General features: G+C 63.0%; 27 protein-coding genes and 1 pseudogene. 5 read left to right on the forward strand and 23 right to left on the reverse strand.

All coding sequences use genetic code 11. The annotated features are described in order from the left end of the window. Nucleotides 1-19: 19 nt before the first annotated feature. The 7 genes from ASPHE3_RS20965 to ASPHE3_RS20995 form a co-directional block, all read right to left on the reverse strand. Nucleotides 20-883, reverse strand: coding sequence for an aldo/keto reductase (locus tag ASPHE3_RS20965; RefSeq protein WP_011689781.1), 864 nt, complete (start codon nt 881-883; stop codon nt 20-22). Further along, complete coding sequence (locus ASPHE3_RS20970; protein WP_013603158.1) at nt 873-2,102, reverse strand: MFS transporter; 1,230 nt, start codon at nt 2,100-2,102, stop codon at nt 873-875. Before ASPHE3_RS20970 ends, ASPHE3_RS20965 begins: the two co-directional genes overlap by 11 nt. Before the next feature lie 89 nt (nt 2,103-2,191). Further along, the gene (locus ASPHE3_RS20975) at nt 2,192-2,848 is read right to left on the reverse strand and encodes an N-carbamoylsarcosine amidohydrolase (RefSeq protein ID WP_011689779.1); all 657 of its coding nucleotides are present in this window, start codon (nt 2,846-2,848) and stop codon (nt 2,192-2,194) included. Nucleotides 2,849-2,917: 69 nt separating this feature from the next. Further along, a complete protein-coding gene (locus tag ASPHE3_RS20980; protein WP_013603159.1) occupies nt 2,918-3,718 on the reverse strand; it encodes an ABC transporter permease in 801 nt (266 codons plus the stop codon). After that, nucleotides 3,715-4,515 (reverse strand): ABC transporter permease, encoded by an 801-nt coding sequence (locus tag ASPHE3_RS20985; RefSeq protein ID WP_011689777.1) that lies wholly within the window; start codon nt 4,513-4,515, stop codon nt 3,715-3,717. The genes ASPHE3_RS20980 and ASPHE3_RS20985 overlap by 4 nt, the downstream gene beginning before the upstream one ends. Continuing rightward, nucleotides 4,512-5,339, reverse strand: a complete 828-nt coding sequence (locus ASPHE3_RS20990) for an ABC transporter ATP-binding protein (RefSeq protein ID WP_011689776.1) — start codon at nt 5,337-5,339, stop codon at nt 4,512-4,514. Before ASPHE3_RS20990 ends, ASPHE3_RS20985 begins: the two co-directional genes overlap by 4 nt. Next, nucleotides 5,336-6,340 carry an ABC transporter substrate-binding protein gene (locus ASPHE3_RS20995; protein ID WP_254363176.1) on the reverse strand — a complete coding sequence of 335 codons (1,005 nt, stop codon included), beginning with the start codon at nt 6,338-6,340 and terminating at the stop codon, nt 5,336-5,338. The genes ASPHE3_RS20990 and ASPHE3_RS20995 overlap by 4 nt, the downstream gene beginning before the upstream one ends. A gap of 655 nt (nt 6,341-6,995) precedes the next feature. Between ASPHE3_RS20995 and ASPHE3_RS21000 the strand changes: the two genes are divergently transcribed. After that, complete coding sequence (locus ASPHE3_RS21000) at nt 6,996-7,526, forward strand: lipoate--protein ligase family protein (RefSeq protein WP_232223687.1); 531 nt, start codon at nt 6,996-6,998, stop codon at nt 7,524-7,526. A 60-nt stretch (nt 7,527-7,586) separates the two neighbouring features. Here ASPHE3_RS21000 and ASPHE3_RS21005 read toward each other — a convergent pair whose 3' ends face one another. From ASPHE3_RS21005 to ASPHE3_RS21015, 3 genes are all read right to left on the reverse strand, one after another. After that, nucleotides 7,587-8,612 (reverse strand): Bug family tripartite tricarboxylate transporter substrate binding protein, encoded by a 1,026-nt coding sequence (locus ASPHE3_RS21005; RefSeq protein ID WP_011689773.1) that lies wholly within the window; start codon nt 8,610-8,612, stop codon nt 7,587-7,589. A gap of 85 nt (nt 8,613-8,697) precedes the next feature. Then, entirely contained in the window at nt 8,698-9,249 is a 552-nt protein-coding gene (locus ASPHE3_RS21010) for a tripartite tricarboxylate transporter TctB family protein (RefSeq protein ID WP_011689772.1), read from the reverse strand. Further along, nucleotides 9,246-10,757 carry a tripartite tricarboxylate transporter permease gene (locus ASPHE3_RS21015; protein WP_013603161.1) on the reverse strand — a complete coding sequence of 504 codons (1,512 nt, stop codon included), beginning with the start codon at nt 10,755-10,757 and terminating at the stop codon, nt 9,246-9,248. The genes ASPHE3_RS21010 and ASPHE3_RS21015 overlap by 4 nt, the downstream gene beginning before the upstream one ends. 299 nt (nt 10,758-11,056) lie before the next feature. Here ASPHE3_RS21015 and ASPHE3_RS21020 point away from each other — a divergent pair, with 299 nt between their 5' ends. Both ASPHE3_RS21020 and ASPHE3_RS21025 read left to right on the forward strand, forming a co-directional pair. Further along, the gene (locus ASPHE3_RS21020; RefSeq protein ID WP_254363178.1) at nt 11,057-11,911 is read left to right on the forward strand and encodes an NAD(P)-dependent oxidoreductase; all 855 of its coding nucleotides are present in this window, start codon (nt 11,057-11,059) and stop codon (nt 11,909-11,911) included. Next, a complete protein-coding gene (locus ASPHE3_RS21025; RefSeq protein WP_011689769.1) occupies nt 11,911-12,630 on the forward strand; it encodes a class II aldolase/adducin family protein in 720 nt (239 codons plus the stop codon). Before ASPHE3_RS21020 ends, ASPHE3_RS21025 begins: the two co-directional genes overlap by 1 nt. A 3-nt stretch (nt 12,631-12,633) precedes the next feature. On the opposite strand, the gene ASPHE3_RS22985 is transcribed toward ASPHE3_RS21025, so the two are convergent. The 8 genes from ASPHE3_RS22985 to ASPHE3_RS21060 all read right to left on the reverse strand — a co-directional run bounded on the left by ASPHE3_RS22985 (nt 12,634) and on the right by ASPHE3_RS21060 (nt 19,170). Beyond that, entirely contained in the window at nt 12,634-12,999 is a 366-nt protein-coding gene (locus ASPHE3_RS22985; RefSeq protein WP_409372062.1) for an IclR family transcriptional regulator domain-containing protein, read from the reverse strand. A gap of 55 nt (nt 13,000-13,054) precedes the next feature. Then, nucleotides 13,055-13,366: an IclR family transcriptional regulator domain-containing protein gene (locus ASPHE3_RS21030; RefSeq protein WP_254363180.1), complete on the reverse strand. Its 312-nt coding sequence runs from the start codon at nt 13,364-13,366 to the stop codon at nt 13,055-13,057. A gap of 187 nt (nt 13,367-13,553) precedes the next feature. Next, complete coding sequence (locus ASPHE3_RS21035) at nt 13,554-14,093, reverse strand: 3-phenylpropionate/cinnamic acid dioxygenase subunit beta (protein ID WP_013603163.1); 540 nt, start codon at nt 14,091-14,093, stop codon at nt 13,554-13,556. Further along, nucleotides 14,093-15,610 carry an aromatic ring-hydroxylating oxygenase subunit alpha gene (locus ASPHE3_RS21040; protein ID WP_011689766.1) on the reverse strand — a complete coding sequence of 506 codons (1,518 nt, stop codon included), beginning with the start codon at nt 15,608-15,610 and terminating at the stop codon, nt 14,093-14,095. The genes ASPHE3_RS21035 and ASPHE3_RS21040 overlap by 1 nt, the downstream gene beginning before the upstream one ends. Nucleotides 15,611-15,657: 47 nt before the next feature. Further along, nucleotides 15,658-16,911, reverse strand: a complete 1,254-nt coding sequence (locus ASPHE3_RS21045) for an NAD(P)/FAD-dependent oxidoreductase (protein ID WP_011689765.1) — start codon at nt 16,909-16,911, stop codon at nt 15,658-15,660. A gap of 2 nt (nt 16,912-16,913) precedes the next feature. Further along, nucleotides 16,914-17,111, reverse strand: a complete 198-nt coding sequence (locus ASPHE3_RS21050) for a ferredoxin (protein ID WP_011689764.1) — start codon at nt 17,109-17,111, stop codon at nt 16,914-16,916. A 117-nt stretch (nt 17,112-17,228) separates the two neighbouring features. Further along, a complete protein-coding gene (locus ASPHE3_RS21055) occupies nt 17,229-17,969 on the reverse strand; it encodes a FadR/GntR family transcriptional regulator (protein WP_011689763.1) in 741 nt (246 codons plus the stop codon). Continuing rightward, a complete protein-coding gene (locus ASPHE3_RS21060) occupies nt 17,941-19,170 on the reverse strand; it encodes an MFS transporter (protein ID WP_013603164.1) in 1,230 nt (409 codons plus the stop codon). Before ASPHE3_RS21060 ends, ASPHE3_RS21055 begins: the two co-directional genes overlap by 29 nt. A gap of 598 nt (nt 19,171-19,768) precedes the next feature. Between ASPHE3_RS21060 and ASPHE3_RS21065 the strand changes: the two genes are divergently transcribed. Beyond that, a complete protein-coding gene (locus ASPHE3_RS21065; RefSeq protein WP_236820718.1) occupies nt 19,769-19,969 on the forward strand; it encodes a hypothetical protein in 201 nt (66 codons plus the stop codon). A gap of 36 nt (nt 19,970-20,005) precedes the next feature. Here the strand turns inward: ASPHE3_RS21065 and ASPHE3_RS21070 are convergent, their stop codons facing one another. The 3 genes and pseudogenes from ASPHE3_RS21070 to ASPHE3_RS21080 form a co-directional block, all read right to left on the reverse strand. Continuing rightward, complete coding sequence (locus tag ASPHE3_RS21070; RefSeq protein WP_307312637.1) at nt 20,006-21,142, reverse strand: Fis family transcriptional regulator; 1,137 nt, start codon at nt 21,140-21,142, stop codon at nt 20,006-20,008. A gap of 337 nt (nt 21,143-21,479) precedes the next feature. Next, on the reverse strand, nt 21,480-21,833 hold the full coding sequence (locus ASPHE3_RS21075) for a helix-turn-helix domain-containing protein (protein ID WP_013603167.1): 354 nt from the start codon (nt 21,831-21,833) through the stop codon (nt 21,480-21,482). Beyond that, nucleotides 21,826-22,913: pseudogene (locus ASPHE3_RS21080) on the reverse strand (tyrosine-type recombinase/integrase). Before ASPHE3_RS21080 ends, ASPHE3_RS21075 begins: the two are co-directional and overlap by 8 nt. A gap of 336 nt (nt 22,914-23,249) precedes the next feature. On the opposite strand from ASPHE3_RS21080, the gene ASPHE3_RS21085 reads away from it, so the two are divergent. After that, nucleotides 23,250-23,834 carry a hypothetical protein gene (locus tag ASPHE3_RS21085; protein ID WP_013603170.1) on the forward strand — a complete coding sequence of 195 codons (585 nt, stop codon included), beginning with the start codon at nt 23,250-23,252 and terminating at the stop codon, nt 23,832-23,834. A gap of 59 nt (nt 23,835-23,893) precedes the next feature. On the opposite strand, the gene ASPHE3_RS21090 is transcribed toward ASPHE3_RS21085, so the two are convergent. Both ASPHE3_RS21090 and ASPHE3_RS21095 read right to left on the reverse strand, forming a co-directional pair. After that, nucleotides 23,894-24,142 (reverse strand): helix-turn-helix domain-containing protein, encoded by a 249-nt coding sequence (locus tag ASPHE3_RS21090; RefSeq protein ID WP_013603171.1) that lies wholly within the window; start codon nt 24,140-24,142, stop codon nt 23,894-23,896. Nucleotides 24,143-24,235: 93 nt separating this feature from the next. Continuing rightward, complete coding sequence (locus ASPHE3_RS21095) at nt 24,236-25,177, reverse strand: hypothetical protein (RefSeq protein WP_013603172.1); 942 nt, start codon at nt 25,175-25,177, stop codon at nt 24,236-24,238. Nucleotides 25,178-25,182 lie beyond the last annotated feature (5 nt).

Below are 25,182 nucleotides of genomic sequence, written 5' to 3' on the forward strand. Positions count from 1 at the left end.
GAGAGGAGCATAGGCCGAGTCAATGGCCATTTTCGGGTGAGTCAGAATCACGGGCGGCCTCTTCGCCCCTGTCCAACTTCCGAATCGAGGCCATCTCTCCCGCGGTGAGCGAGAAGTCGAAAACGGATAAGTTTTCTTTGAGCCACAGAGGGTCGGATGCTTGCGGGATGGGGACGATGTCCTGTTGGACATGCCACCGCAGCAGGACTTGGGCTGGAGATTTGTCCAGGCGCTGAGCGATCTCGATGATCAGCGGATTCGCCCGCAGACCGGAGGACCGACCGATAGGACTCCAGGCTTCGGTGACTATTCCCAATAACCTGTGGACAGCGCGCGGCTCAGTCCGGGCAAGGTCGGGGCTCAGTTGGATCTGGTTTACGTCCGGAACTACTCCCGTTGCATCGATAATGTCCTTCAGGTGGGCTGGTTTGAAATTTGAAACTCCAATGGCTTTTACACGGCCCTCCTCCAGCAACTTCACAAGGCCCTTCCAGGCGTCCACGTACTTGCCCAAGGCCGGAACCGGCCAGTGACACATGAACATGTCCAGATGGTCAAGGCCGAGTTTGCGCAGGCTCTCGTCGTAGGCGCGCTGCACTCCATCGATGCTGTGGGACTCTTTGTTGAACTTGCTGGAAATAAATAATTCGGATCGGGGGACGCCGGCGGTGCGGATGCCCCGGCCGACTGCTTCTTCGTTTCTGTACTGGAACGCGGTGTCGACCAGGCGGTAACCGCTCTGCAGTGCGAAACGCACCGCAGTTTCGCACTCGTCTTCCAGCATCGGCCAGGTTCCGAGGCCAAGCCGGGGAATGGTGTGTCCGTGCGGCAATTTCAGCCGGGGAATGTCCGAAGCAGTGGTGTCAGTCGTTTCAGTTGTCATCGGGCACCTTTTTCTCGGGAGCTTCAAGCTGAGTTTGTTGGAGCGGCCTGCCTGGACCTGATTCTGTTGGCGCGATCTGCGCTGGAAGGTCTTTTCTGCGGATACTTCCAGCTGCTGGAAGGGTCATGAGGACGCCGGCCGTGACCAGCGCTGCGGCAACAGGGACCACGCTGACCAGCAGTGCCATCACAAACGGTGTTAGGAAGAGCGCTGAAGCCCGTACCGTGCCAGTCAGGGAGAGAGCATCCCCGCGTTCTTCCGGGTGCACTTCATCTGCAGCTATGGCCGGTCCGACAGTCTGGAGGATCCCGGCACCAACGCCGGAAACAGCGAGGGCGGCGGCGGCGGCAACTGCGGCGCCGGCCAGTGGCCCCGCCGCGGCCAAGCCCGTCCCCGTGGCCAGGAGGCCCGTGAGAAGGGACGTCCTGTTTCCCCGCCTGCGCAGCCAGCTCGCAGATGCACTTCCGGCCAGGACGGCAGCGTTGGGTATGGCTACCAGGATTCCGATGACGGCGACGGGTTGGCCGGCAAGGGAGAGCACGATGGGAACGTAGGAGTCCAAGAGGCTCTTCCAGGCGCCCGCTCCAGCGTTCATCCAGCAGGCGGCATCGACGCCAGGGCGCCGCCAGAGGCCTCGCGCCATTATTCCGCCTGTGGCATGCTCCGGAGCGAACACAGGAAGCCTGGTCAGAAGGGCAGCAGGGATGACGGCCGCCGATCCTGCCGCTGCCGCCACGATCAGCGGCAGCGGTGTCGAAAGTTCCCAGAGATAACCGGCAAGTGCAGGTCCCAGCAGTGCTCCGACCCCTGCGGCGAGATTCACGTCAGTCAGTCCCTTGACAGACGAGGTCGACATGCGGACGGCGTGCGTCTGGCTGCTGGTCCAGAACAAGGCTCGAGCCGAGCCCTGGACCAGCTGGGATACTACGAAAATTGCCAATGCATCTGAGACTGCGATCAGAGCGCACGAGACGGCAATCATGAGCGCTGCTCCCACGAGGAGGGCTTTGTCTGGGACCCTGCGCATCAGTGCTCCCAGGAAGATCCGGGTCACTAACTGCGAGACTGCTGCAAGTGCAACCATCATTCCGACTTCGACCGTGCTGTACCCCACGGCAATGGCCAATATCGGCACCACCACTGCCAGGGTTCCAAGGGCGAACGAGAACAATACCGTCGCGGCAATGCTCAGGATTCTGTCAGCGCCGGACAGGCCCACGGTCTGGCCTCTGCAGGATGATGGCACGCCGCCCTTGGGTCGGAGTCCGGTTAGAGAGCCGGCACGGCGATTTCTGCGCCGTGCCGGGCTTACCCGCGGACATGTTCGAGATAGGTGTTTGCTTCTTCCAGACCGACAACATCGCCGTATTTGTTGTCAATGTCGAAAAGGCTGGCGAGGTGCGGCAGTTCGGCCCGGTCTCCGACGCCCTCCTCAACAACGATGGTGTGGAATCCGTAGGAACATGAATCCACGGCGGTAGCCCGGATGCATCCGCTGGTGGTGCAGCCGATGAGGATCAGCGTATCGATGCCTTTGGACACCAGACGGGCCGCGAGATCGGTGCCGAAAAAGCAGGATGCATACTTTTTCACGAGCAGCATTTCATTGTTTTGGCGCTCGAGCCTGTCGTCGAGTTCCACCCATTCGCTTCCCTCAACCAACCAGCTGTTGGACGGGATTTTCCGGATCCATTTACCGGCCTCCTGCAGGTCGGTGTCGTACGCGACAGTTGAAAAGATGATCGGAACGCCAGCGCCCCGAGCTCTTCCAAGAAGTTCCTGGGCTGCCTTTAGCTGTTCGTCAAGGTCTCCGGCCAAGGGCGATCTTGAATCCGTGAATCCGCGGATCATGTCAACCACCAGAAGCGCCGGGCGGCTCCCGAAACCGATCCTTCCGCCCAGTCCCTTTTCCTTGAATTGGGACCTTAACCTCTGGTATTCCTCTCGGGCAGCAGTCGCAGACATGCTTTCCCCTTTCTTAGAGCGTTTCAGTACTCAGACACGTAGGCAAGCGGGCGTGCAGGCCCCCTGGGGCTAGACCTTGTTGCCCAGCCGCCGTTCGACTGCCCACAGGGCGAGGTTCCCGGCCAGTGCGATCGCAGCGAGGAGCACGATGATGCCGTACATGGTTGGCAGGTCCAGCATGCCGTAGGCCCGCAGCGCCAAAAGCCCGAGACCGGCACGCGCAGCGAAGAATTCGGCGATGATCACGTTGATGAACGCGATGCTGAAACCGATACGGATGCCAACCATGAGCGAGGGTGCCATGGCCGGAATGTATATCTTGGTCACGGTCTGCAGCGGGGATAGGCTCAGCGAGCGTGCCAGCTTGGGCAGGAGCGGGTTGATGGCGCGGACGCCTGCGGTTGTTGAGACCATGATGGGGAATACCGCTGCCAGCGCGGCCATCGCCGATTGCGCTCCCACACCCACTCCGAAAATCTGGAGAAGGATGGGAAAAAAGATTACGCGCGGGATGGCGAAGGCGCCTGCGACGATGGGATCGAAGACGGCACCGAGAAACTTGCTCCGGCCAATGGCATAGCCCAGTGGAAAGCCTATGGCAGCAGCGATGAGGAAACCGATAGCCACCGCCTGCAAGGTCGCGTTGAGGTGCCGGTAAATGGAGCCATCGGCGAAGCGCTTCGCCAGCGCGTTGAGCGAGTCAGTGGGCGAAGCGACGAGGTCACTCATGGAAGACAGCAGTGCCCACAGGAGCACCAAGGCCACCAACACGGCAGCACGCCACACGTTGTCCCGGATGACCCTGGATCTGTTCGCACTCTGTTGAGTGGTGACTGTCGGCAACGAAGGAATCGTTACATCGGTACTCACAGCATGTCCCTTCTGATGCGTTTCTCCAGCCAGGTAAGCACGCTGTTGACCAGTACGCTGAGGACGATGACAACAGCGATATAGGCCCACATGTCTGCTGTGTTCAGTTCCCGGTAGTAGAAGCCGGCGCGGAAGCCGACTCCTTGGGACGCGAGGATGAACTCCATGGCAACGGTGCCGATGACGGCGTAGATAAATCCGAGCTTCACGCCCGGGAAAATAAGCGGCGTCGCCGCCGGAAAGAGAACTTTTAAGTAGTACTGCCGCGGGGAGGCGCTGACCGAATTGGCGAGCTTGTGAAGAATAGGCTTGATGGCGTTCAGGGCAACCATCGTGGTCAGCGCAATTGGAATCAGGGACATCGATGCGGCTATAACGATGATCGGTCCCGCGTTGAGTCCCATCACGGCCAAAAGAACCGGATAAAACAACAAAGTGGGCATTGCATAGCCGGTGACGATGAAGGGCTCAAGGATGCGCCCTGCAGCCGGTACCCGCCACAAGAAAACCCCGAGCGGGACTCCCAGCACAAGTCCGATGGTGAACGCCACCAGAATGGTAGTAAGGGTTCGGGCTGCGTCCTGGCCAAACTGTTCCGTCGGGACGATCGAGGCCAGCCGGGTCAGAATCTCCGATGGTGGCACCATGAGGGACCGGCTGATCATGCCGGTTCTGGTAGTGAGCTCAAGGACAACGACAAGCGTCACAATGATTGCCCAACGGACCAGCGATGAACGCGGTACCATAGCGGCCTTTTGCTTGGCCGGCACGGCCGGGGTCTTCTCCAGAACGCTCACGCCAGCCGCGCCCCTGGTCCCAACGTTTTCTCCGCCTCAACCTTTACCAGCGCCCAGAGGTGGTCTTCCAACTCACGGAACCTTGGCAGCGCGTGGGTTCCCTCCGGCCGGGGCCGTGGCAGATCGATGGTTACCACCTCTTTGACAACGGAGGGCCTAGCTGACATGACCCAAACCTCGTCGGAAAGGTACACGGCTTCCTGGATATCGTGGGTGATGAACAGGACTCTATTGCGTGTCTTTTCCCAGATACGGAGCAGTTCCCGGCCGATGAACTGCCGGGTCTGCTGGTCCAAGGCGCCAAAAGGCTCATCCATGAGCAGGACGCGCGGCTCCATGGCCAAGGCCCGTGCGATCGCAACACGTTGCTTCATTCCTCCGGAAAGCTGGCCGGGGCGGTGGTCCTCGAAACCGGTGAGCCCGACAAGTTCGATCATTCGGCGGGCGCGCTCATGGCGCTCCGCTTTCGGGACGCCTTTGACCTCGAGGCCGAAAGCGACATTGTCCAGGACCGTGCGCCAGTGCAGGGTGGAGTCTTCTTGGAACACCATGGCAGTGTCCCGCCGGGGGCCGGTCACGCTTTCACCGTTTATGCTGACCGAACCCTGCGTGGGCTTCAGCAGGCCGCCGACCATGTCAAGCAAGGTGCTTTTTCCGCAGCCGCTGGGACCGATAACGGAAACGAATTTGCCTTCCGGTATGGCGCCCGAAACGTTAGCGACTGCGTGGGTGACTCCTGTCGCGGTGCCGAAAGTCATTCCGATATTGTCGAAAACGACGTCACTGTCGTGTCCTACTGAATCGATCGGGGATATCTGGCTCATGAAAGGAAGTTCCTCATAACGATGGCGTTCATGTCCGGTTCTTTGGTGATCTGGCCTTGTTCTTTACCGGCGGCGACGACGGCGGCCAGCTGGGCATCGGTGAAGTCCAGGCTGTAGAAGTTCTGCGAGTTCTTCAGCGCCTCAAGAGCCACCTTGGGCTCGTATTTGATTGCCTTCCCGTAGGCGTCGGCGGCCTTTTCCAGGTCGTTGGTAATCAGGTCCATCGCCTTCTTGAGCGCACGGCCCCAGCCCTTCAACGCCTCGGTATTTTCGTCTATGAACGATCCTGTCGCGACGAGGCAGGTGTCCGACCAGTCCGTTACATAGTCGCGGGAACGCCAGATAACCTTCGCTCCGCTCTCGGAGGCGATTTTCTCGGAAAGCGGCGAAGCCGTCCACGCGACGTCAACAACCTTCTGGGAGACGGCGGTCCACGAATCGCTCGCCGAGCCGACGCTGATAAGTTCAACGTCCTTGCCTGGGACTAAGCCAGCGGCCCGCAGCGTGCGGTCTGCGAAATACGAGGAGTTTGATCCTGGCGTGCTGACTGCCACTTTCTTGCCCCTGACATCCTCAATGGAGGTGACGGGAGAGTCGGGCAGCGCAATGAAGTCGACAGAAGCCGCCGTATAAACATTGCCGAAGATTTTTACGTCCATGCCCTTCTCGGCCGCGATAAAGACGGGAATAGTGGACGACGTACCGAAACCTATGCCGGATTCGATTCCTCGAACAGTGTCAAGCCCCCCTGGGAACTGAATATGCTCAAGGGTCAGCCCCTCTTCCTCGTAGTAGCCCTCCGACTGGGCGATAAAGAAGGGAGCGGAATGAATAAGACTGGCCAGACCAGTAATAGCAACGTCGCCGGAATATCCCTTCTTACCCCCGCCGCTGCCGCCGCTGTCCTGGCCGCACGCCGTGAGGCCTCCCAGAAATAACGTCCCGCCCGCTGCCGCTGTGATCTTGATAAATCCGCGGCGTCCCATTGGTTCAAAACTCATTCGGCTCTCCCTCATCTTCGTGTCAGATCCGTGGTTGTACAAGTGAAACACATCACTTTACTGCTGTCCAGATAAAAGTTCTGTACAGCAGAGGCAGTGATAGGCCTTTGTTCTTGACCACCCTGATGTCGTTCTAATGGCTTCGATGCCCGCTCTGCCGTTGCAACAACGGGGACGGTGGGTGTTCGAGCGCCGACAATCAAAGGCGGTGATGTGTCTGTAGAGGAATGGTCAGGGTCCAGCAAACGGTTGTGGTTCGAAAGCCCGCAGGGCTCACCGTCCAGGCCCGATAGTCTCTCGTCCAGGTATCGGAATGGACCGCGGTCGTCCTAGAAGACCGGCTCGCCAACGATCGGGGACGCTTCACACGCCTTGGTTGGCCCTTCCCCAGCGAACGGGTCGGAAAACTTGGACATGACGCGGACATGACGAGACCCTGGATCGGGAGAGCCGAGGATCCGGTGGTGTGTCGACCGGTCATTGAGATTGTCACTGACTTCCGCCGCCCGTTCGTCCCGAACCAGGCCCCTATGATGGAAGCATGCGTCCGTGCTGGGAGCTTCATGTGGAGCCGGAGCCGCGAGCTCCCCTCGATGGCGTCGCCCGTGACCTCGGCCTCGTTTCGGACGTCTCTGCGGGACGACGGGGGGCGGTGATGCGTCTCTGGCAGCCGGACCGGACCGTCGTGCTGGTCGCGGAGGAAGCGTCTCGCACAGCGCCGCGGGAGGACGTGCCCGTTGTTGCGCGCCCCACGCCCGGTGGGCAGTGGCTTGCTGCCGGACCTGCGGCCATCCTGTGGTCGACGATCGCCACCAGGGAAACGCTCGGGATCAGCGGAACGGAGGACCCGCTCGAAGCCGCGTCTGAATGGGTGCTCGCCTCGTTGCGCCAGCTGGGAATGCAGGTGAGCCTGCAGGCAGGCGGAACGATTTGGACACCGATGGGCGTGGTCGGCGCTTGCGCGGTCGTCAAGCAGGACGGCGTCATCCTCGCGCAGGGCATCGTTGATTATGCAATGGATGCGGGTGATTGCGTGGGGACGGATCCGGTGCCGGCGGAGAACGTCCGTAGCCAATCGGGCTTGCCCTTGCCGCTCGTTATCGATCGTTTCGCGCGCATGGCGCGCACGCTCTTCCGGGCAAAGGTCATCTCGCCGGCATCCGGGTCGGCCTTACCTCGGTCCTGACGCAAAGACGGGGTGTGTCCCAGGAGGGTTTCTGGGACACACCCTGTTGAACGTCGGTGATCAGCCCGTGTAGGCCTTCGTGATGAGGTCGACGTACTCCTGTGGTGAGCCCATCACGTCGTTGACGAGCTTCTGCACGTCGTCGCCGCTCGTATAGTGGACCGGCCGCTTGGTGTCGGCGGCAGCCTTGATGAAGGCCTTATCGGTCATGACCTTCTCGAAGGCGTCGCGGATTGTCTGCAGCGTGCCCGGGTCCATTCCTGGGGGGGCCGCGAGGAGGCGGCCGCTGGAGATGAGCTTCGTGTGCAGCGTTGCGAGTTCCTTCTGGTCGCCCTTCACCACGTCGAGGAGGTTGTCGACGTCCTTGATCTCCTTCTCACCGGTGTTCTCGCCGATGACGAGGATCGGTTTAAGATCGCCGGCGTTGATACCTGGCTGCTGGCTGCCGAACGAGCGCGAATGCAGCTCGACGTTGCCCTGGATAACGTTGAGGCTGGCCTCGTTGCTGGACTTGAAACCGGTCACGACCTGGTTGTCCATGCCAAGGAGCTGGTTCAGAACTACGGCGTCGATGTACTCGTTTGAGCCGGGGCCGGTGGCCGCGAAGCGTTTGCCAGCGATGTCGTCCACTGACGCGATGCTGGAGGACTTGCTGGTGGCGAGCACGTCGGGTTCGGAGCTGATTTGGCCGATGTAACTCATTGTCTTCGCGTCGTACCGGACGCCGTTGGTCTTCGCGATCGCAGCACCGAGGTGGCCGGGGCCGTTGAGCAGCACGAGGGTTTTCCCGTCCGGCTTGGCGTGCACGGACTCGTTCGTGGCGAGGATGCCGCCCGCGCCGGGCTTGTTCTCGACAATTACTGTAGCGCCGAGCTCGTCGGCAAGCTTCGGGGCCAACATGCGGGCGTAGGCGTCGTAGCCCCCGCCCGGGTCGAACGGGACGACCAGCGTGATCGTCTGGTTTTTCAGTTTGGCCGCTGCGTCCTCCGGGGAGGTTGACGCGCCGGTGGCACCTGCCGACGAGCAGCCTGTGAGTGCGCCGCCGGCGAGGGCGAGGGCGGCGAGGCCGAGTGCGAGCTTACGCATTGGGACGGGTCCTTTCGATTTTGGTGCGCCCGGACCATAGGCGGCCGGGCGGTGACGCGGGAAGGGAGAGCAGGGAAACGGGCGCTCAGGCGAGGCCGAGCAGCCCGCCCGGCAGCGGCAGTTTGAGGGCGATCGCGAAGACCACGTAGATGACGCCGCCGAGCAGGGCCGCGTAGATGGCGGCGAACCACCACGACTTGGCGGTTTGGAAGCGCAGGTAACCTACGGTGAAGGCGACCATGGCGAGGTAGATACCGAAGACCGACAGTGCGACAAAGAAGCCGCCGAGCCAGCCGAGCGAGGTGATCCAGTCCCGCGTCGAGAGGTTCTTGAAGAACTCGTACTCCTGCTCGGCCACCGACTTGGCGGCCTCGGGCACGTTGGTCTTCGGGGCGGCCGGCTTGGGCGGGAAGAACAGCACCCGTACGAGTAAGGAGGCGCTGGCAATCACACCCACGCCGCTGACGCCGAGAGGGAAGTAGGCGGCGAGGTCCCTCCAGCCCGTGGCCATCAGGAACGCCACGACGAACACGACGAGCAGCACGGATGTGATGATCAGATCGGGCTTGTGCACGTGGCGCCCCCGCGAGCCGCCCTCGCCGTCGCCTTCGATGGAGTGGATCATTTCGGTGCTCATACGAGACCTCCGGTGGCCAGGAGCTCGCGCTTATCGGCGCGCTTTTTGCGAGCGGTGCGGACCGCGGTGAACAGGATCATGCCGGCGATGATGACCTCGATGACGATCACGCCGGGCCGGCTGAGCCAGTTGAACTGGAACAGCGCGTAGCTGACGGTGAAGTACCGCTCGAGGATCTCGCCGAGCACCAGACCAAGCAGCAGCGGGATGCGGGGCCACTTGAAGCGGCTGCACATCACGCCGATGGCGAGGAAGACGAGCATGATCCAGACGTCGTCGAGCGAGCTGGTGTTCGAGAATGCGCCGATGGTGAGCATCGTGATGAGAAACGGTACGAGCAGCCTTCCGGTCACCGAGGTGAGCTTGGCAAGGGGACGGATCAGCAGGTAGCCGAGGATGACAGCCGCGATCGTGCTCAGCACGATGATCCACACGAGCGAGAGCGTCACGTTGAGGTGCTCGCCCAGCATCTCGGGGCCAGGATTCAGGCCGAGGATCAGGAACGCGCCGAGTAGCACCGCCATGCTCGCGCCCGACGGCACGCCGAAGGCGATCGTCGGTACGAGGTGGCCCCCGTCCTTCGCTGTCGTGGTCGCACCTGCGGCGATCACGCCCTCGATCGAACCGTTGCCGAACTCCTCGGGATGCTTCGAGGTTTGCTTGGCGTGGCCGTAGGCGATGAACTGGGACACCGATCCTCCGAGACCGGGCATCATTCCCAGGACGGCACCGATGGCACTGGTGCGCAGCATCAACGACCAGTGGCGAAAGGAATCCTTGACGCCGACGAGGATGCCGCCAAGGTGTGGCGGCACGGCCGTCTTGGTGTCACCGTCTTTGTCGAGCATGGACTGCAGCACTTCGGCACCGCCGAGGAGACCGACGACGACGGGGACAATGCCGATGCCCTCCCAGAGGTGCAGGCTTCCGAAGGTGTACCGCTCGATGCCGAGGTTCGGATCGAGCCCGACGAGCGAGAGGAGCACGCCGATCGTGGCCATGACCAGGCCCTTGTGGATGATACCGCCGGAGAGCGACGCGATGAACGTCAGGCCGAGCACGGCCGCGGCGAACAGTTCGGGCGCGCTGATGCTCAAGATGAGCGGCCGCATCACAGGGATCAGCGCCATGAGCAGGACCGCACCGAAGATCGACCCTATCGCCGAGCTTGACAGGGAGGCGCCAAGCGCGCGCCCGGCCTGCCCCTTCTTATTAAGCGGATAGCCGTCGAGCACCATGGCTGCTGCCGTTGGCTCACCGGGGATCCCGAACAGGATTGAGGTGAAGTCGCCGGCGATCGCGGACACGACATACATGCCCAGCAGAAGCGAGAAGGCCGGCACCGGATCCATGCCGAAGGTCACGGGGATGAGCAGGGCGAGCGTGACCGCACCGCCGATGCCCGGGAGGATGCCGACGAGAAAGCCGATCACAACGCCGATAAGCAGCATGATTAGCGACATCGGGCTGAGGGCCTCGCCGAGCGCGCTCCAGATTGCGTCAAGCATTGGCGCTCCTTTCTGGCGTCCTTGCCAGGTCGATCCCTGTAACGCCCGTACTCAAAGCAGGGCAAGGGGTTTTCGCGGTCCGGAAAACTTATCTTCAGGAGCTTATGGCCATTGGTCTTGCCATGTCAATGGACTAACCAATATGTTTGGGAGGCGATATCGCTCCGCGAGAAGCAGATGATGCCGCCCGGGACGAGGATGCCTGAATCCGGTTGCGGCAGCGGTGCATTCCAGGCAATGGTGCATGAAAGGTGAAAGTTATGGATCCAAATCACGTGGGAGTCGTCGGACTCGGAGGGATGGGCAAGGCCCTCGCCGCGAGTCTCATCGCGGCCGACCATTCGGTCGCGGTATGGGACCGGCACACGGATCGCGTCGCGACAACGGCGATGATCGGGGCCGCTCCGTCGGTGAGTCCCCGCCAACTCGCAGAACAGAGCCATGTAATTTTCCTTGCCCTGCCGAATCCCACGGCAGTGCGTGAGGTGCTCTATGACGAGGAAGCCGGAGTGCTTGCCGGGCTTCGTGCGGGTGCCCTGATCGTGGATATGACGACGGGAGACCCGGAACTCGCACAGGACGTCGCGCAGCGTGTCGCGGCGCTTGGCAACGGTGCCCGCTACGTCGATGCGCCGGTGTCCGGCACGGCCCCGAACCTCACCGTCATGATCGGCGGCGAGGCGGGGGTACTCGGCGGCGCGGAGTCAATCGTGCAGGACGTCGCCGGGACGCTGCTCTACGCGGGCGCCCTGGGGGATGGTTTCGCCACGAAACTCGTGCACCAGCACGTGAAGTACGCGACCCACCTCGCTGTGGCGGAGGCCCTCGTCATCGCCCAGCAGGCTGGTCTTGACGTCGCGAAGGTGATCGATGCGCTCGAGCGGTCAAGCGGTGTCGTCGGCGGGTTCAAGGGCGTCGTGGAGTACTACAGCGGAAATAAACGAGCGGTGGCAAAGCATGCGCCCGCAACGACGATCGCCAAGGACATGAAGCTGGCCACCGCTCTCGCCGACTCGCTCGGTGTTACAAGCGCAACGCTGTCGGCCGCCGCGGAATTCTTCGGCGCCGCCGCGGAAGGAGACTACGCGAAGCGTCCCTACCCCGAGAGCACGGAGCTTCTGACGCAGTTGCGTACGACCGTGCGGGAGAGCTGATGGCATTCGACGCATCGGCACGAGAGCTACTCGCCGAGGCCTGCCGAATTATCGCCCATGCCGGGTTAGCGGAGGATGTCCTCGGCCACGTAAGCCTGCGCACCGACGCCGGCATCGCGATCCGCTGTCGCGGGCCACAGGAGAGCGGGCTGCTGTTCACCCAGCCGGGGGACATCCACGAAGTCGTCCCCGAGCGCGCGCTTGAGGGGGGATTCCAGGCGCCGAATGAACTTCCGATCCATGCTGAGGTGCTGGCGGCGCGCCCTGACGCGCAGGCGGTTGTGCACGCGCACGCTCCTGCGGTCATCGCGGCCGACCTCGCCGGTGTCGCCCTGCTACCCGTTGTCGGCGCGTACAACATCCCGGCAATGCGCATGGCCGCTGAGGGGATCCCGACCTACCCGCGCAGCCTTCTGATCAACACGGCCGAGCTTGGACGGGAAGTCGCATCCGCCCTCGGCACGGCACCGGCGCTGGTTCTGCGCGGACACGGGATCGTGACGGTGGGCGCGACGGTCGAGCAGGCGGTCGTACGCGCGCTGAATGTGGAGATCCTGGCGCGGATGCTTGTGAACGCGAGCTCGATGGGAACAGTGAGCTACGAGGTCCCGGAGGCTGATATGGCGGTGATGCCCGACCTCGGCTCAACGTTCAACGACGGTTTCGTCTGGAACTACCACCGAGCGCGGCTTGGACACGCCGGACTCGCTGTGCGCTGAGCACTACGTGAACACGGTCGATGCCCGGCCGGCACTCCTGCCGGGCGGGCATCGACATTCATTTGGGAGCAGCGCGTACTGCGCGGCCGCAGCGTGAAGCCGGCGGGCGATCTGCTTCTGCCCCTGCTGAGCTATACGGGTCGATGGGCCGGCGGCACTGATCGCGGTGATCGTTGCGCCACGCGGATCCTCGACGGTCATCGCCAAGGACGTGACGTCATCCGGACGAGCGTTGAGCGCGTAGCCCAGCTGGCGGATCTGAGGAAGCTGCGCATTCGAGGGCGGCGACGTCGACGTCCTAGGCAGCGAGCCCGCGCAAGCGTCCCCGCGAGGTGGTCGGGTGGGAGTCTGCAAGCATCGCGCCCCCATGGCACTGGTATGCGCAGGGAACACCTGACCTGTGCGATCCGCTATTCGCAGTTGCTCACGGTCCCTCGACGCTGTACACGTAGCGGACGTTGTCGCCTTCGAGGAAGACGAGGTGGACGGACTCGTCCAGTCTTAGGGCCAGGTCCGCGAGGATGGGACGTGCCAGCGAGCGAACATCCATGTTCCGCACGGCAGACAGGCCCAAGTCCAGAAGCGCCGAGCCCAGGACGTACGGTCCGGACCCCAGGCTCCTGGCGATGAAGCCGTAGGACTGCAGCATCGCGAGGAGCCCATAGGCGGTGGATGCCGAGACGCCGAGCTCGTGCGCGGCGTCGAATAAGCGGAGGCGCTGCCGCTCTTTGAACATCAGGAGGAGACGGAGGGTATTGCCGACCGAGGAGACCGGATAGCTGGGCTGTGTTTTCGTTTCGGCAGCAGGCAGACTCCAGTCTTCTCCCAGCAAAAGGTTCCCGCCCTGCGGAAGGTACCGGGGAGAGCACCTTCAGCAGGGCGGGAACGAGGGAGGGAGCCGTCGTCTCGGACGGCGCCCATCATCAGAGGAAGACGGAAAGGTTCTTCGCGAGTAGCACTGTCTGGTCCAGCAGCAGGTAGCGGTTAGCGACCTTCCACCCGTCGTCCGTCTTGCGGAGGGTGTCCTTGCGACGGCCGACGAAGAAGTCGGTCTCGTCGGCCACGCGGTTACGGTAAACGAGGAATCGGCTCGAGAGCTTGACCTCGGGCCAGGTAACTTCCTCGATGCGGACGTTCGTCACCAGGTGCGAGACCCGGGAGACGGGTTCCTCGGCCCAGTGCACGCCGGTGGCGAGCTGCATCACGCGCAGCTCGACAGTAGATTTCGGCTCATCGAACCAGCAGACCTCGGACCCGGACTTCGTCTCGCCGCGGGTGTCCGCCTCGGCATATTCGACGTTCATACGCAGCGGAACGCTGTACTGGTAGTCGTCTGCGAGCAGATCCAGCCACTCGTTATAGCGGCGCTCGTCCAGGAGGTCCGCTTCGATGAACAGAAACTCGGAGACCTCCTGCAGCAGCGCCCAGCGGTCCTGTCCCTTCGAGTAGTCCGGCGTCGACATCAGTGGCTTACCTTCCCTGCGGCGGCTTCCGCAACCGCGTCTTCCTCTTGACGGCGAATAATCGCGTCAATCCGATCGTCCGACTTCGCGATCTCGAGGAGCTCGTCCCAGCTGAGGTTGTCGACGAACTCCGACCAGCGGCGGTAGAAGGCCCGGGCGTTCACCTCGCCGGAGATCGCGTGGTTGGAATGCACCGCACGATCGAGCTCAGAGAGCTGCTCGGTGCCGAGACCCTGCTGGTAGTTGTACGGGTACCGCTGGGCAACGACGCCCTTGGACGCCTGGGTGGCGTAGTCCCAGTTCTCCATGTCGTCCTGCTCGGTCATGCCCGCAGGGCCGCCATAGCGCATGTAGTACTGGCGCAGCCACTCACGCACGTGCTCGGGGGCCTTTTTATCGCTGAGGAACCAGCGCCACACCTCGGTCTCGGTGGGGCTGATCGGATGCGCGACGAGGATGCTCCGCGGGAAGCCGGCCGCGAACGACATGTTCGGGAACATCGTCGCCGGCCCGCGACCGCCGAGGAGGCGGCCCTCCGCGTCCAGGCGCTCCTTGCGGGTCGCCCAGGCCTGGTCAAAGTACTCGTTCATCTCCGGCTCAACGAACTGGGGATAGGCGATTTCATAGGCGAGGTTGTCGCTGGCGCCATGACCGTTGCGGAACGAGGTCTTCATACGGCCCGTCGAGTGGCCGCCCTCGTCCTGACGTTCGCCGTGGCGGCGCTTGCCGCGGCCGCCAGGGCCGATGCCGATGGCCTCGACCGAGGCGTGCGTCGATGCGCCGTGGTAGGTGTCGCCGAGAAAGTTTTCAGAGACGAACTTCCAGTTCGACTTGATGCGCCACTTGAGTACACCGTGGAAGACCTCAGTGTCGCCGGGGGTGCCATCGAAGGCATCGGCAAGGTTGTCCAGCCACCAGTGGAAGTCGCCGGCGTAGTCAAGGAAGTCCTCCGCGTTTTCATCCCAGTTGGCGAAGACGAGGCCCTTGTAGTTGTAGACCTTAGGGCAGCGCACAAGGCCCCAGTTCTGCTTATCGAGCTTGCCGCTGTAGGCGGCCTTCATATGCGGGACGCCAAAGAGGTCCCCAGGGACGTTAACCAGGCTGCCGTCCATCGAATACGACCATGCGTGATAGGGGCAGGTGAACTGCATCGTGTTGCCCTCGTCATAACGGCACACGCGCATGCCGCGGTGGCGGCAGGAGTTCAGCAGCACGTAGATCCCACCGTCCACGTCGCGTGTGAGCAGGACCGGGTCGCTGCCCATCCACGACGAGAAGTAGTCGCCCGGGTTCGGGATCTGCGAGGCATGGCCGACGAAAAGCCAGGCACGGGGGAACAGATTCTGCATTTCGAGATCGAAGATCTCCTGGTTGAAGAAGACCTCCCGGCTGATCTGCCCGGACTCCAAGTCGACCAGATCACGGGCGCGGCGCGGGTCCTCGGTCTGAGATGCCGGCGTGGGACACGTTTCTGACGTCGGACAAGTTTCTGAACTGGAACAGATGTTTGTGGTCATCGTGAAAACTCACTTTCGTGTACGGAACGGGAAGAAAAGGACCGGCTTCAGACGGCGGCGACAAGGCGTGCGCCCGCTGCGAGTTTCTCGAGCTCGCCAAGCATCTCGGCGGTCGTCGGTTCGAGCGGCATCAAGCGGCGCACGGCGACCATGCCGCGGGGCCAGCCGAAGGTGACGACCGCGCCGCAACCGTCGTCATCGCCGTGCGAGTAGATCGCGATCCGACGCGGGATGGGGCCGTCCAGCGTCAGGAGATCGACGTGGGCATCCTGATCCGGGTGTCCGGCGACCTGGATCTTCTCGCCGAACTGGTCCGACCAGAAGTAGGGGGCCTCCCGGTATCCGATCGGATCCTGCGGGTGCAGGAGGTTGTGGGCGACGACGGTCGCCTGGTCGGCAGCGTTCGTCCAGTGGCCGACCCGGCGGAGCTTGGCGGAGTGGACGTCGTAGAAGTGCGCGACGTCCCCCAGAGCGTAGACCCCGGCAGCGCCGAAGGCGCGGCACCGGGCGTCCGTGATGACGCCGGCGTCGACCCGAATGCCCGAGTCCCGGAGCCAGGAGGTGTTGGGCTCTGATCCGATGCCGGCGACGAGAACGTCGGCGTGGATCCGCTCCCCGCCGACCAGTGTGATCACGGCGCCGCTGCCGTCACGGGCGATTGAGGTGATGCGTGCATCCGTCCGCAGGTCGACGCCGCGATCGCGGTGGGTGGCCGCGATGTGCGCACCGACGACGGCACCGAGGCTGCCCTCGAGCAGTGTGCCGCGGCGGGTGATGATCGTGGCCGGAAGGCTGAGCTCGCGGGCCACGGACGCTGCTTCGGCGGCGATGAACCCGCCGCCTACCGCGACGACGTGAGCCCCATGGCGGAGCTGGTCGCGGAGGGCATCAGCGTCGGACGCCGTGCCGATAACGTGGCCGATCGGTTCACCGTCATCCGCGACCAGACGCCGAGGCGAGAGACCCGTTGCGATCACCAGTGCGTCGTAGCCGATCACTTGTCCGTCGGAGAGCGTGATCTGGCGTTCCTGCACATTCAGCGCTGTGGCGTGCGCCGGGATGACCGTGGTGTCCACGGACGCCCAGCCACCGGGGATCAGGTCGAGCTGCGCGCGGGACCAGACGCCGGTCAGATACTCCTTGGACAGTGGCGGCCGGTCGTAGGCCTCCCCGGCCTCGGGCTCGATGACGAAAAGTTCGCCGGAAAAGCCCTGCGAGCGTAGCGCCTGTGCGGTGCGTGCACCAGCGACGGAACCGCCGACAATGACTATGCGCGGCGGGGCAGCGGTGAGGGTAGGCACGGTCACTCTCCGTCGACGAGGACGAGCGCGTTCACGGGGCAGCTGCGGATTCCCGCCTGGACGGCTGCGACCTCGCCGTCCGCGACGGAATCCCGAGTGACCACGACGAGCCCTTCGTCGTCGAGGTCGAGGTGCTCCGGGTCGACGGCTACGCAGTTGCCGTAGCTCTGGCATAAATGTCTCTTGGCTTCGATCCGCATTGATCACTCCTGGGACGTATCTTCACGCGGGAATGTTTACAACCGCGTAATGGTTAGACCATTTGTGATAATGAGCATCCTTGATTTGGCTTTGTTTGTCAAGGGCTGGGGCGTGCCTTAGCCCTGGACCACACGGGCCGCCGTTCGTCCGAGGTGGTCGCGCATGATGGCGATTGCGGCCTCAACGTCGCGGGCGGCGATGGCATCGGTGAAGCGGCGGTGTTCCTCGACGCCGCTGGTGTCGTGGTGGCCCGCGTCCTGCAGTGACCGGAGGATCGGCTGCTGAATCGACGTGAGCAGCATGAGGACCGCGGGGTTGTGCGCGGCTGCGGCGACGCGGAGGTGGAAGCTCAGGGATGTGCGAACGTTGTAGTCGCCTCGCTCGCGCTCCGCGAGGGTGCGGTCGCAGATGGCGTAGAGCTCCGCAATGTCTGACTCCGTTGCACGCTCGCACACCAGCGGGACCACACTCAGTTCGAGAAGCGTCCGCGCCTCCGTGATCTCTGCCGCTGTCAGAGCCGAGAGTGCGAGAAGGTCGCCGATGCTGTCGCGCACGACGTCGATCGTTGGAACTGTGACGAACGCACCGCCGCTCACGCCGACCTTGACGGTGACCAGCCCGTTCGTCTCAAGGATCCGCAGCGCTTCACGGACCGTGACGCGGCTCACGCCCAGCTGATCGCACAGGTCCCGTTCGGATGGCAGGCGATCCCCAACGGCGATCACACCCTCCTGGATCATGGTCCGGATCCGGTCTGCGACCGTCTGAGAGGAACGCTGCGCCTCGATCGGGATGAACAGATCGGTGGAAACCGTTCTCACGGGGCGGTCAGTTCGCAAAGTCTTCGTCGTGGTCATGGGTGCCTTCCTGGGACGTCCTCGCCTGGCCTCTGCGTCTGATCAGAGTAGACAGGGTTGGCGTAGAAATGATGATACCGGCGATCCCCGCGGCGATAGCAGCGCTGGGAACGATGAGGATGAGCCCTGCGGTCGCCAGAGGGGACACGAACAGCGATATTGACCGGAACGTCCCGATGGATGCGATGGCACGCCCACGATCCTCTTCGCTGATGGAATCCACAGCCAATGCCGGACCGACCGTCTGCAGAATCCCGGCACCGAGGCCCGAGATGGTGAGCCCCACAGCGACTACCCAGATCGGATTCGGGAAAAACGACGCAAGCACAAGTCCGAGGCCTGCCCCCGCCGTGCCGATCGCATTCGCGACGCGCGGACCCGCGGCATGGATGCGGCGGGAGAACGCACTGCCGCAAAGGGACGCGAGATTGGCGACCGTCATCAGCGCGCCGGCGACGGGAATGCTGTGGCCGGCCGCGGTCAGGATAACGGGCAGGTAGGAATTGAGGATGCCGCGCCACGCACCCGCGACCGCCGCCATGCTGGCAGCCATGCCGACACCTGGCTGACGCCAGATCTGCCGAGGGCGCCCGGTGCCGTGGCGGCTCCGCTGTGGGAACGGGGCAAATCTGACGAGTGCGATCGCCGGCGCGAGCGCGATCGCCGCGAGTGCGCCCGCTGCCAGGAGGGACATCTGCAGGGACCAGGCACCAATGAAGCCCGCGAGTGCCGGTCCGATCAGCTGGCCTACGCCCTGAACCACGTTCAGGCGGGAGAGCGCGGTGACGGCGGACTCGGACGCGCGGACAACATGCGTCTGGCTTCCGGTCCAGAAATACGCGCGCGCGGCTCCTTGCAGGAGCTGGGCAATGATGAAGGCCCACAACTCGGTGCTGAAGCCGAGGAGGAAACAGGATGCAGACAGCAGCAGCGTAGCGGCAGCAATGAAGTGCTTGGTGGGCAGCCGGCTCATCAGGGTGCCCATGCCAAGGCGCGCGACGGTCTGCGACACCGCAGAGACCGCGACAATGATCCCGATCAGCTCGATGGGGTGCCCCGCGTACACGGCCAGGATTGGCACGGCGACGGCCGCCATTGCCTGCGCGACCGAGAATCCGAGATTCGCTGACTGGATGAGGTGGTGGTCGCGACGAAGGCGCCGCGGATCGTCCGGTGATGCAGAATCGTCGGTACGTGACATGCAGCCTCCTCCTTCCGACCAGTATAATGGTAAGGCCATTTGTTGGTATTCCTCTTTATAGACGAATGGTCCGTCGGCGCCTGGACCGATTGCAGCGCCAGAACGACTACGCCCGCCTTCGCAGCGGTGCGGCGGCGGCGCGCCGCACTGGAGCGGCCGAAGAAGCACGGCGCGCGCCTGCAACGCGGGATTAAGGGGTTCCCGCACTTCAGCGCATGATGAAACGGAATTTGGTGTGATTCGCCCAGGGCGGCGACATCGTGTTACCTCTTCAGCCGCTTACTGCAGCTCGCCGGGACACCTGGCTCCGCAAAGCACGGCAACTCAGCGACCGACGCCGGGGCGACGGAGGTCTTGGCACCCCTACTTTTCATTGCTTTCGAACTGGCATGCACGGGTATTCATGGGACGGGAGTAGCCGCCTCCGTGATTTGCCGACGGTGAACGGCACTCATACTGCTCGGTGGCGGGGCCGGTGTTAGCTCATGACAGAAAGCTCCTCCGGCTGTAGGCTCCGAATATGCCTGAGGGTCGGAATCGCCTTGAGCCGCGTATGACGCGGGGCGGATTTCGCTGGCAGCTGGTCATGGTGTCCTTCATGGCCGTAAACGCAATCGTGCAAATTGCATTCCGGTGGAATCAAGCTTGGGGTCCCTTTCTTTACCTCATGCTGGCAATGCTGATTATCTGCGCGGTCTTCACCGCCTATCTGCTCTATGTGCGCCACTACGACGGTCATTTCTGGGACGAGGAAGAAGCCCGTCGCCAGGACTGGGATCGTCGGGGCCGGCAGCTTTAGGTATGTCCTCACGGACGCAAGCGAGACGGAGCCGTTCTAGTTTCTCGGGCTTTCGTGCAGGACGGACTCGTTTACTGCTGCGATGTACCGGGCATAGGCGGATGCCGAGTCGGTGGCGTGGCGTTCGATGGTAGTCGGGGAGTAGCCGAGGGTTTCGGCGATGATGGCCACGGGTGCGAGTTTGGTGAGTTCGTGGAGTGTTCCGAGTCGCGCGGCTCGGGTGTTGAAGAGCTTGCTGAGTCGGGTTGTGAGGTGCCCTGGGTGGATGTGGCGTCCGGGTGATGTTCCGCGGAATACCCACTTGGTGTTGGGGTGTGCTGCGGTCAGTTCGTGGCCTGGGTTTGCGGCGAGCTCCCGCCATGGCTGGGCTAACGGGTCCGGCAGCGCAATTTTGGTGGTTCCGAGTTGGATGGTGACTAAGTCTTCAGTGACTGTGACGTCGTCCCAGGTCAGCCGGGCGATGTTTTCGGCTTGTTGTCCGAAGACGAGGATGAGGATCGCGGCGGCCCGGTCACGGGTCTCCAGTGCGTTGGTGTGGATGATTTGTTGGAGCGCTTTGTCTTGCCCGATCTTGGGGAGTCTTGGGCTGGTGCCGCGGCGGTGCGGGACGATGGTGAGCCCCGCTGGGGCGGCCTTGGTTTTGATGGCCCATTTGAGGAAGCGCTCAGCGATGCGTCTCGTCGTGGGCCCCTCGGATTGCCATACATCAAGGTGGGACTGCTGCAGTTCCGGCAGTTTGATGTCATGACCGGTGAGCCAGTTCAGGAGGTCGATGGCGACGGTGACTTCCTGTTTGGCGCGCAGGAAGGTGCCGCGGGGGACTTCGTCCATGAGGTTCATGCGTCGCTGGTGATGCCATCGGATGTAGCGGCGGATCACGTCAAGGTTCTGTGGGTCGCTGACGCGTTCCATGGCTTGGGTGGCCCAGCTTTCGTAGCGAATCAGGAACGCATTTCGCTGGGGGAGCACCCCGTGTTCGATGAGGAGCCCTCGGACGTACTCGCGGGTGCGGGAGTCGGGCAGTTCATCGAAGGTGTCGTGACTGATTTTGGGTGCGGTAGCGAGGTTACGAAGGAAGGCCGTGACGTGCTTTTGCCGGATCCAGGTCATGCCGCTGTTGGCCCGTTTCATTGACTTCAGTGCCGCCGCCAGCGGGATCAGTTCCGTGGCCATGACTCCCGTAGCTGGGTCTGTAAGCAGGTCGTCTACGATGTCGCCGAGGACGCAGGTCCAGCAGCGTCCACCACTGTAAAGTTCGTCTTCGGCGCCGCAGCCCACACAGTCGACGTTGAGCCGAACGCCCGAGCAGCTGCGGCATGCCGGCTCCTCATCGATAATTCCCGGAAGAACACCTTCATGGCCGCAGGCGCAGACTCCACGGGTGCGCTTTGCCTGCTGATAGCAGTAGCCGCAAACGCCGCCGTCTGGCCAGCGCGCGACGGTTTGATGGTGCTGACCGCAGCGACTGCAGGGAACCGGCCAGCGGATCGGGTCCTCTGCTTTGCGTGGCCTACTCACCGTCCTCAGAAGCGACGAGGCGGACACGTCGTGCGATGGGGTTGCCTGGTTCGATGCCGAGGTCTTCACTGCGCTTCGGGGCATTCGCTGTCGCCGCGGCGCGCATCTCCACGAATGGTTCGAACAGGTCGTTGGGTGTGCAGTCCAGGATGTCGCAGAGCGCGGCGAATGTCCTTGCCGGAATGCGCTCCGGCGTGGAGGTGACCAGCCTGTAGACCTGACTTTCGGAGAGGTTGATGCCACGGGACTTCAGGAGCGGCATCAGTTCGGTGGTCTTCCACAGGTTCTGCTTTGCCATCAGGGCTCGCAAGTTCCAGCGGTAGCCGATCCGGCGCTGTTCAGGCATCTGGGTCCTCCAAGTTCGCGATGCGGCGTGCAATCATCTGCTGCACGGTTTTCTGCTTGAAGTCCGACGATACCGAGGTGTAGAGCCCGGTGGTCGAGGCGTAGGAGTGGCCAACCTGAGTCTGCACGAAGGCCGCGTCGTAGCCGGCTTCGATCAGGTGGGTCACGTAGGAATGCCTGAGGCAATGCAGACCCAGCTCCTGGGGCAGGCCGACGGCATCCCGGGCAGCGGCGAACGCATCCCCGAAAGAGCCCAGGGACATCCGGGCGCCACGTTCGCTCGGCCAAAGAGCCGAAGACCGTTCAGCTGTCGGGAACTGCTGCCTCATGCCGCCGGCTGTCCAGGTCTTGAGCTGGTCCACGACCCAGTCGAACTCCGGCACGGTCAACACGGTGCGACGTCTGGGTCCCGAGCCGTACCTTTGGCGAACCGAACCTGGACTGCTCCGAACCGGCCGTAGTCGCTGACGTGCGGGTTCGGGCCGAAGTCTTCCAGGTCCAGCATGGTCATTTCGCGTCGGCGAAGCCCATAGGCGTAACAGACTTTGAACGCCACCGAGTCGCGGAACAGGGGCAACCAACGCTTGCTGCCAGCGGCGTATTCCCTGTCGACAAGGTCATCGATGTAGTCGAAAAGGCGCTGCAGTTCCGCCTTGGTGAAGGACCGCTTCTTAGCCGGGACGGCATCATCGGTGGTGTGCCGTGGCGTGTTCCACTCGAAGCAGATCTGGCTCGGAATATCGCCGAATGTCCGTTCGCAGAACTCGCCCCACCCATAGCCAGGATGCGTCAGGTAAGAGCAGAACATCGCCACGGCGTTGCTGTACGAGCGCAACGTCTTCAGACTGATCGGTTTCTCGCCCGAGCGCAGATCGGCCAGGAAGTCATCAATGTCGGCGGGGCGCCATTGCCACGGAAATTCACCCGTAAAGCGCTGAAAACGCTCCAGCAGCTGGCAGCGCTGCTTGATGGTCTGAGTCGTGAGGCCGCGTGCCAGCATCTGCGCCCGCCAGCCATCGAGCATGGCAGTGAAAACCCGTTCATCAGCCCTGAACAGCCCAATGTCCGGATCCACCAGCATCCGCGGGACGAAACCTGGACCGGCACCACTCACAACGACCCCTAAACCATGGAAACATGCATTAGATGCAGGAAACCTACAGCCATAAGCGATCCAAGGGCAAATTCAGCCGTCGGCGTGAGGAGCGCGCGTTACCAGCAAAGCCCTGTTGACCTGCGGAAACGCTGGATTCGTCAAGGGAAGGGAGTTCTCGCAGCTACTTCTACTCCCGTACTTTGAACGCCGATAATAAAGATTATGTCAACTAAAGTTGCTATAGCTACCATGCTTGTCAACGAGGGTTGCTAGCGCTCATACTGTCACTGTAGCAATTGGCGGGCGGCGAAGGGAAGCGCGATGGGCTGGTTTACCGAAGGCAGCGAGCATGAAGGCTATGTGGTCTGCGTCTTCGCGGACGGTATGTTCGGGTCCGGTGGCAGGTATATGGAGATAAACCTGATGACGCCTGAAGGCCGGCCGGTCGCGCATGAGGAGGATCCGACCCGCGAGGCGTGGCGGCCGCCGTCCCAGGTGGTCGGATGGCGGGTTGCCTGCAGCTGTGTTCCGTTCCGGGAACACGTCATCTTGGATCCCTTGTGGACGCGGGTTTGGGACCCTTCCGACGAGGATGTAGCCGCGGGGCGCATTTACGCCGGACCCCCGGCCAGCGCCGACGCCGCTGATATAAGCGACCGGGAGGACCTGGAGCCAGTGTTCCTGGACGTGTGGCACCGGCATATCGCCCCGGACCTGTCGCTGCACACCATCGGCAGCCTGGGCCGGAGCTTGAAGGATCTCGAAGCCCAGCTCGACGACGCCGTCGCGTCCGCTAGGGCGGCGGGCGTCTCATGGGACAAGATCGGCAGGGCCTTCGGGATCAGCCGGCAAGGAGCCCAGAAACGCTGGGAAACTGTATCCGCGGATGCGCGCACGCCAGCGTAGGACGCCTGGAGCGACGCCGGACGGCCCCGGAAAACAGGGTTTCTGCCCCTCCAGCGTCCCTATTCCACTTCTGGCACGTCGTCCGTGAATTCGCCGGTGGCGATCCGCTCAGCGGTGCGCCGGTAAGCATCTGCGATATAGTCCTCGAGATCCTGGCGGCCGACGCGCCAGAACCCCCTCGCTCCAACCTGAAAAGCGCGAAGCTCTCCAGTATGAATGAGGTTCCGGATGAGGTTGCTTTTGGCGTTCAGTTCTTCGGCGACCTGCTCGATGGTCAGAAAGCGGCGCTTGCCGTGTTCAGCGGTCACCCGGACATCCTAATGTGAGCAGCACCCGGCCGGGGCCAGTTTGCGGGCCCCGGCAATCCGCTCAGATTTCCTGGGCTGGACGGACTGAAGGGCTTACCGGCTCATGCCCTTTTGAAGGAGCTTTGTCGGGCCGTTGGCTCCGCGCGTCTTGCGGGCCTTTGCAGGCCTTGATCCCTTGCCTACGGCTGCGCTGGGCGGCGTGGCCTGGTCTTGATCGGAATTGAGCCGCGCTTGTACAGCCTCGCGGTCAGCAACCCCTTCGAGGCTTGCCGCCAGCTCCTGTCGGCGCTCGGCTGAGTCGTATTTGATTTCGGCTTCGTCACGCAACTGCTCGGGACGGTGATTGGCACCAGCAGCTGTCCAGTCTGTGATCAACCGCCTCTCCATGTCCTTCTCCTCGGCCACGCTGTCCGCAAAATTATGCCGCTGTTCCCAGTTGTGTGCCTCAATGGGTTTGGTCTCCCGGAGCCAGGCCAGCGCTTCGTCCAAGTCCTCCTTTGAGGGCCGATCAACGGCCTCCGCGCGTTTCCTGTCTTCCCGGTCGGCCTCGGCCAGCAGCTGCACAGCCTGGGCGTTCTCATCACGGCCGGAACGGCGTTCGTGTTCCGCTTGTTCGCGGTCCCGTTCAGCTTTAGCCAGGGCCTCCGCCACCGTTGCTTCATTGGCACCGAGGTTGTCCACGTCCAAACCGTAGCGGCGCTGTACCTGGTCACGGATCACCTCGGCCGCGTCGCGCGCCGCCGGGTCATGGTCCTTCCACGCGGTGGCCGCCTCATGGACCCTTTCGACGTCACGGCCGGTGGCCGTGTCCCACCACCGGTTATCCATGACCGGAGCGAGCTGTGCACGGGCAGCCGCACGCTCCGCATCGAACCGGGCCTGCAGCTCGCGGGCCTGTTGTTCCTCGGCCGCTTGGGCGCGGCGCATCTCTTGCTCGCGTACCCTGGCAAGCTGCTCACCGAGCCGCCCGGCGACAGTCAGCGCAACGCGCGACATTCCCTCAAGAGCCTCATCAATGCCATCAGATTCGCTCATGGTTC

The organism is Pseudarthrobacter phenanthrenivorans Sphe3 (assembly GCF_000189535.1).
In the GTDB taxonomy this organism is placed as follows: domain Bacteria; phylum Actinomycetota; class Actinomycetes; order Actinomycetales; family Micrococcaceae; genus Arthrobacter; species Arthrobacter phenanthrenivorans.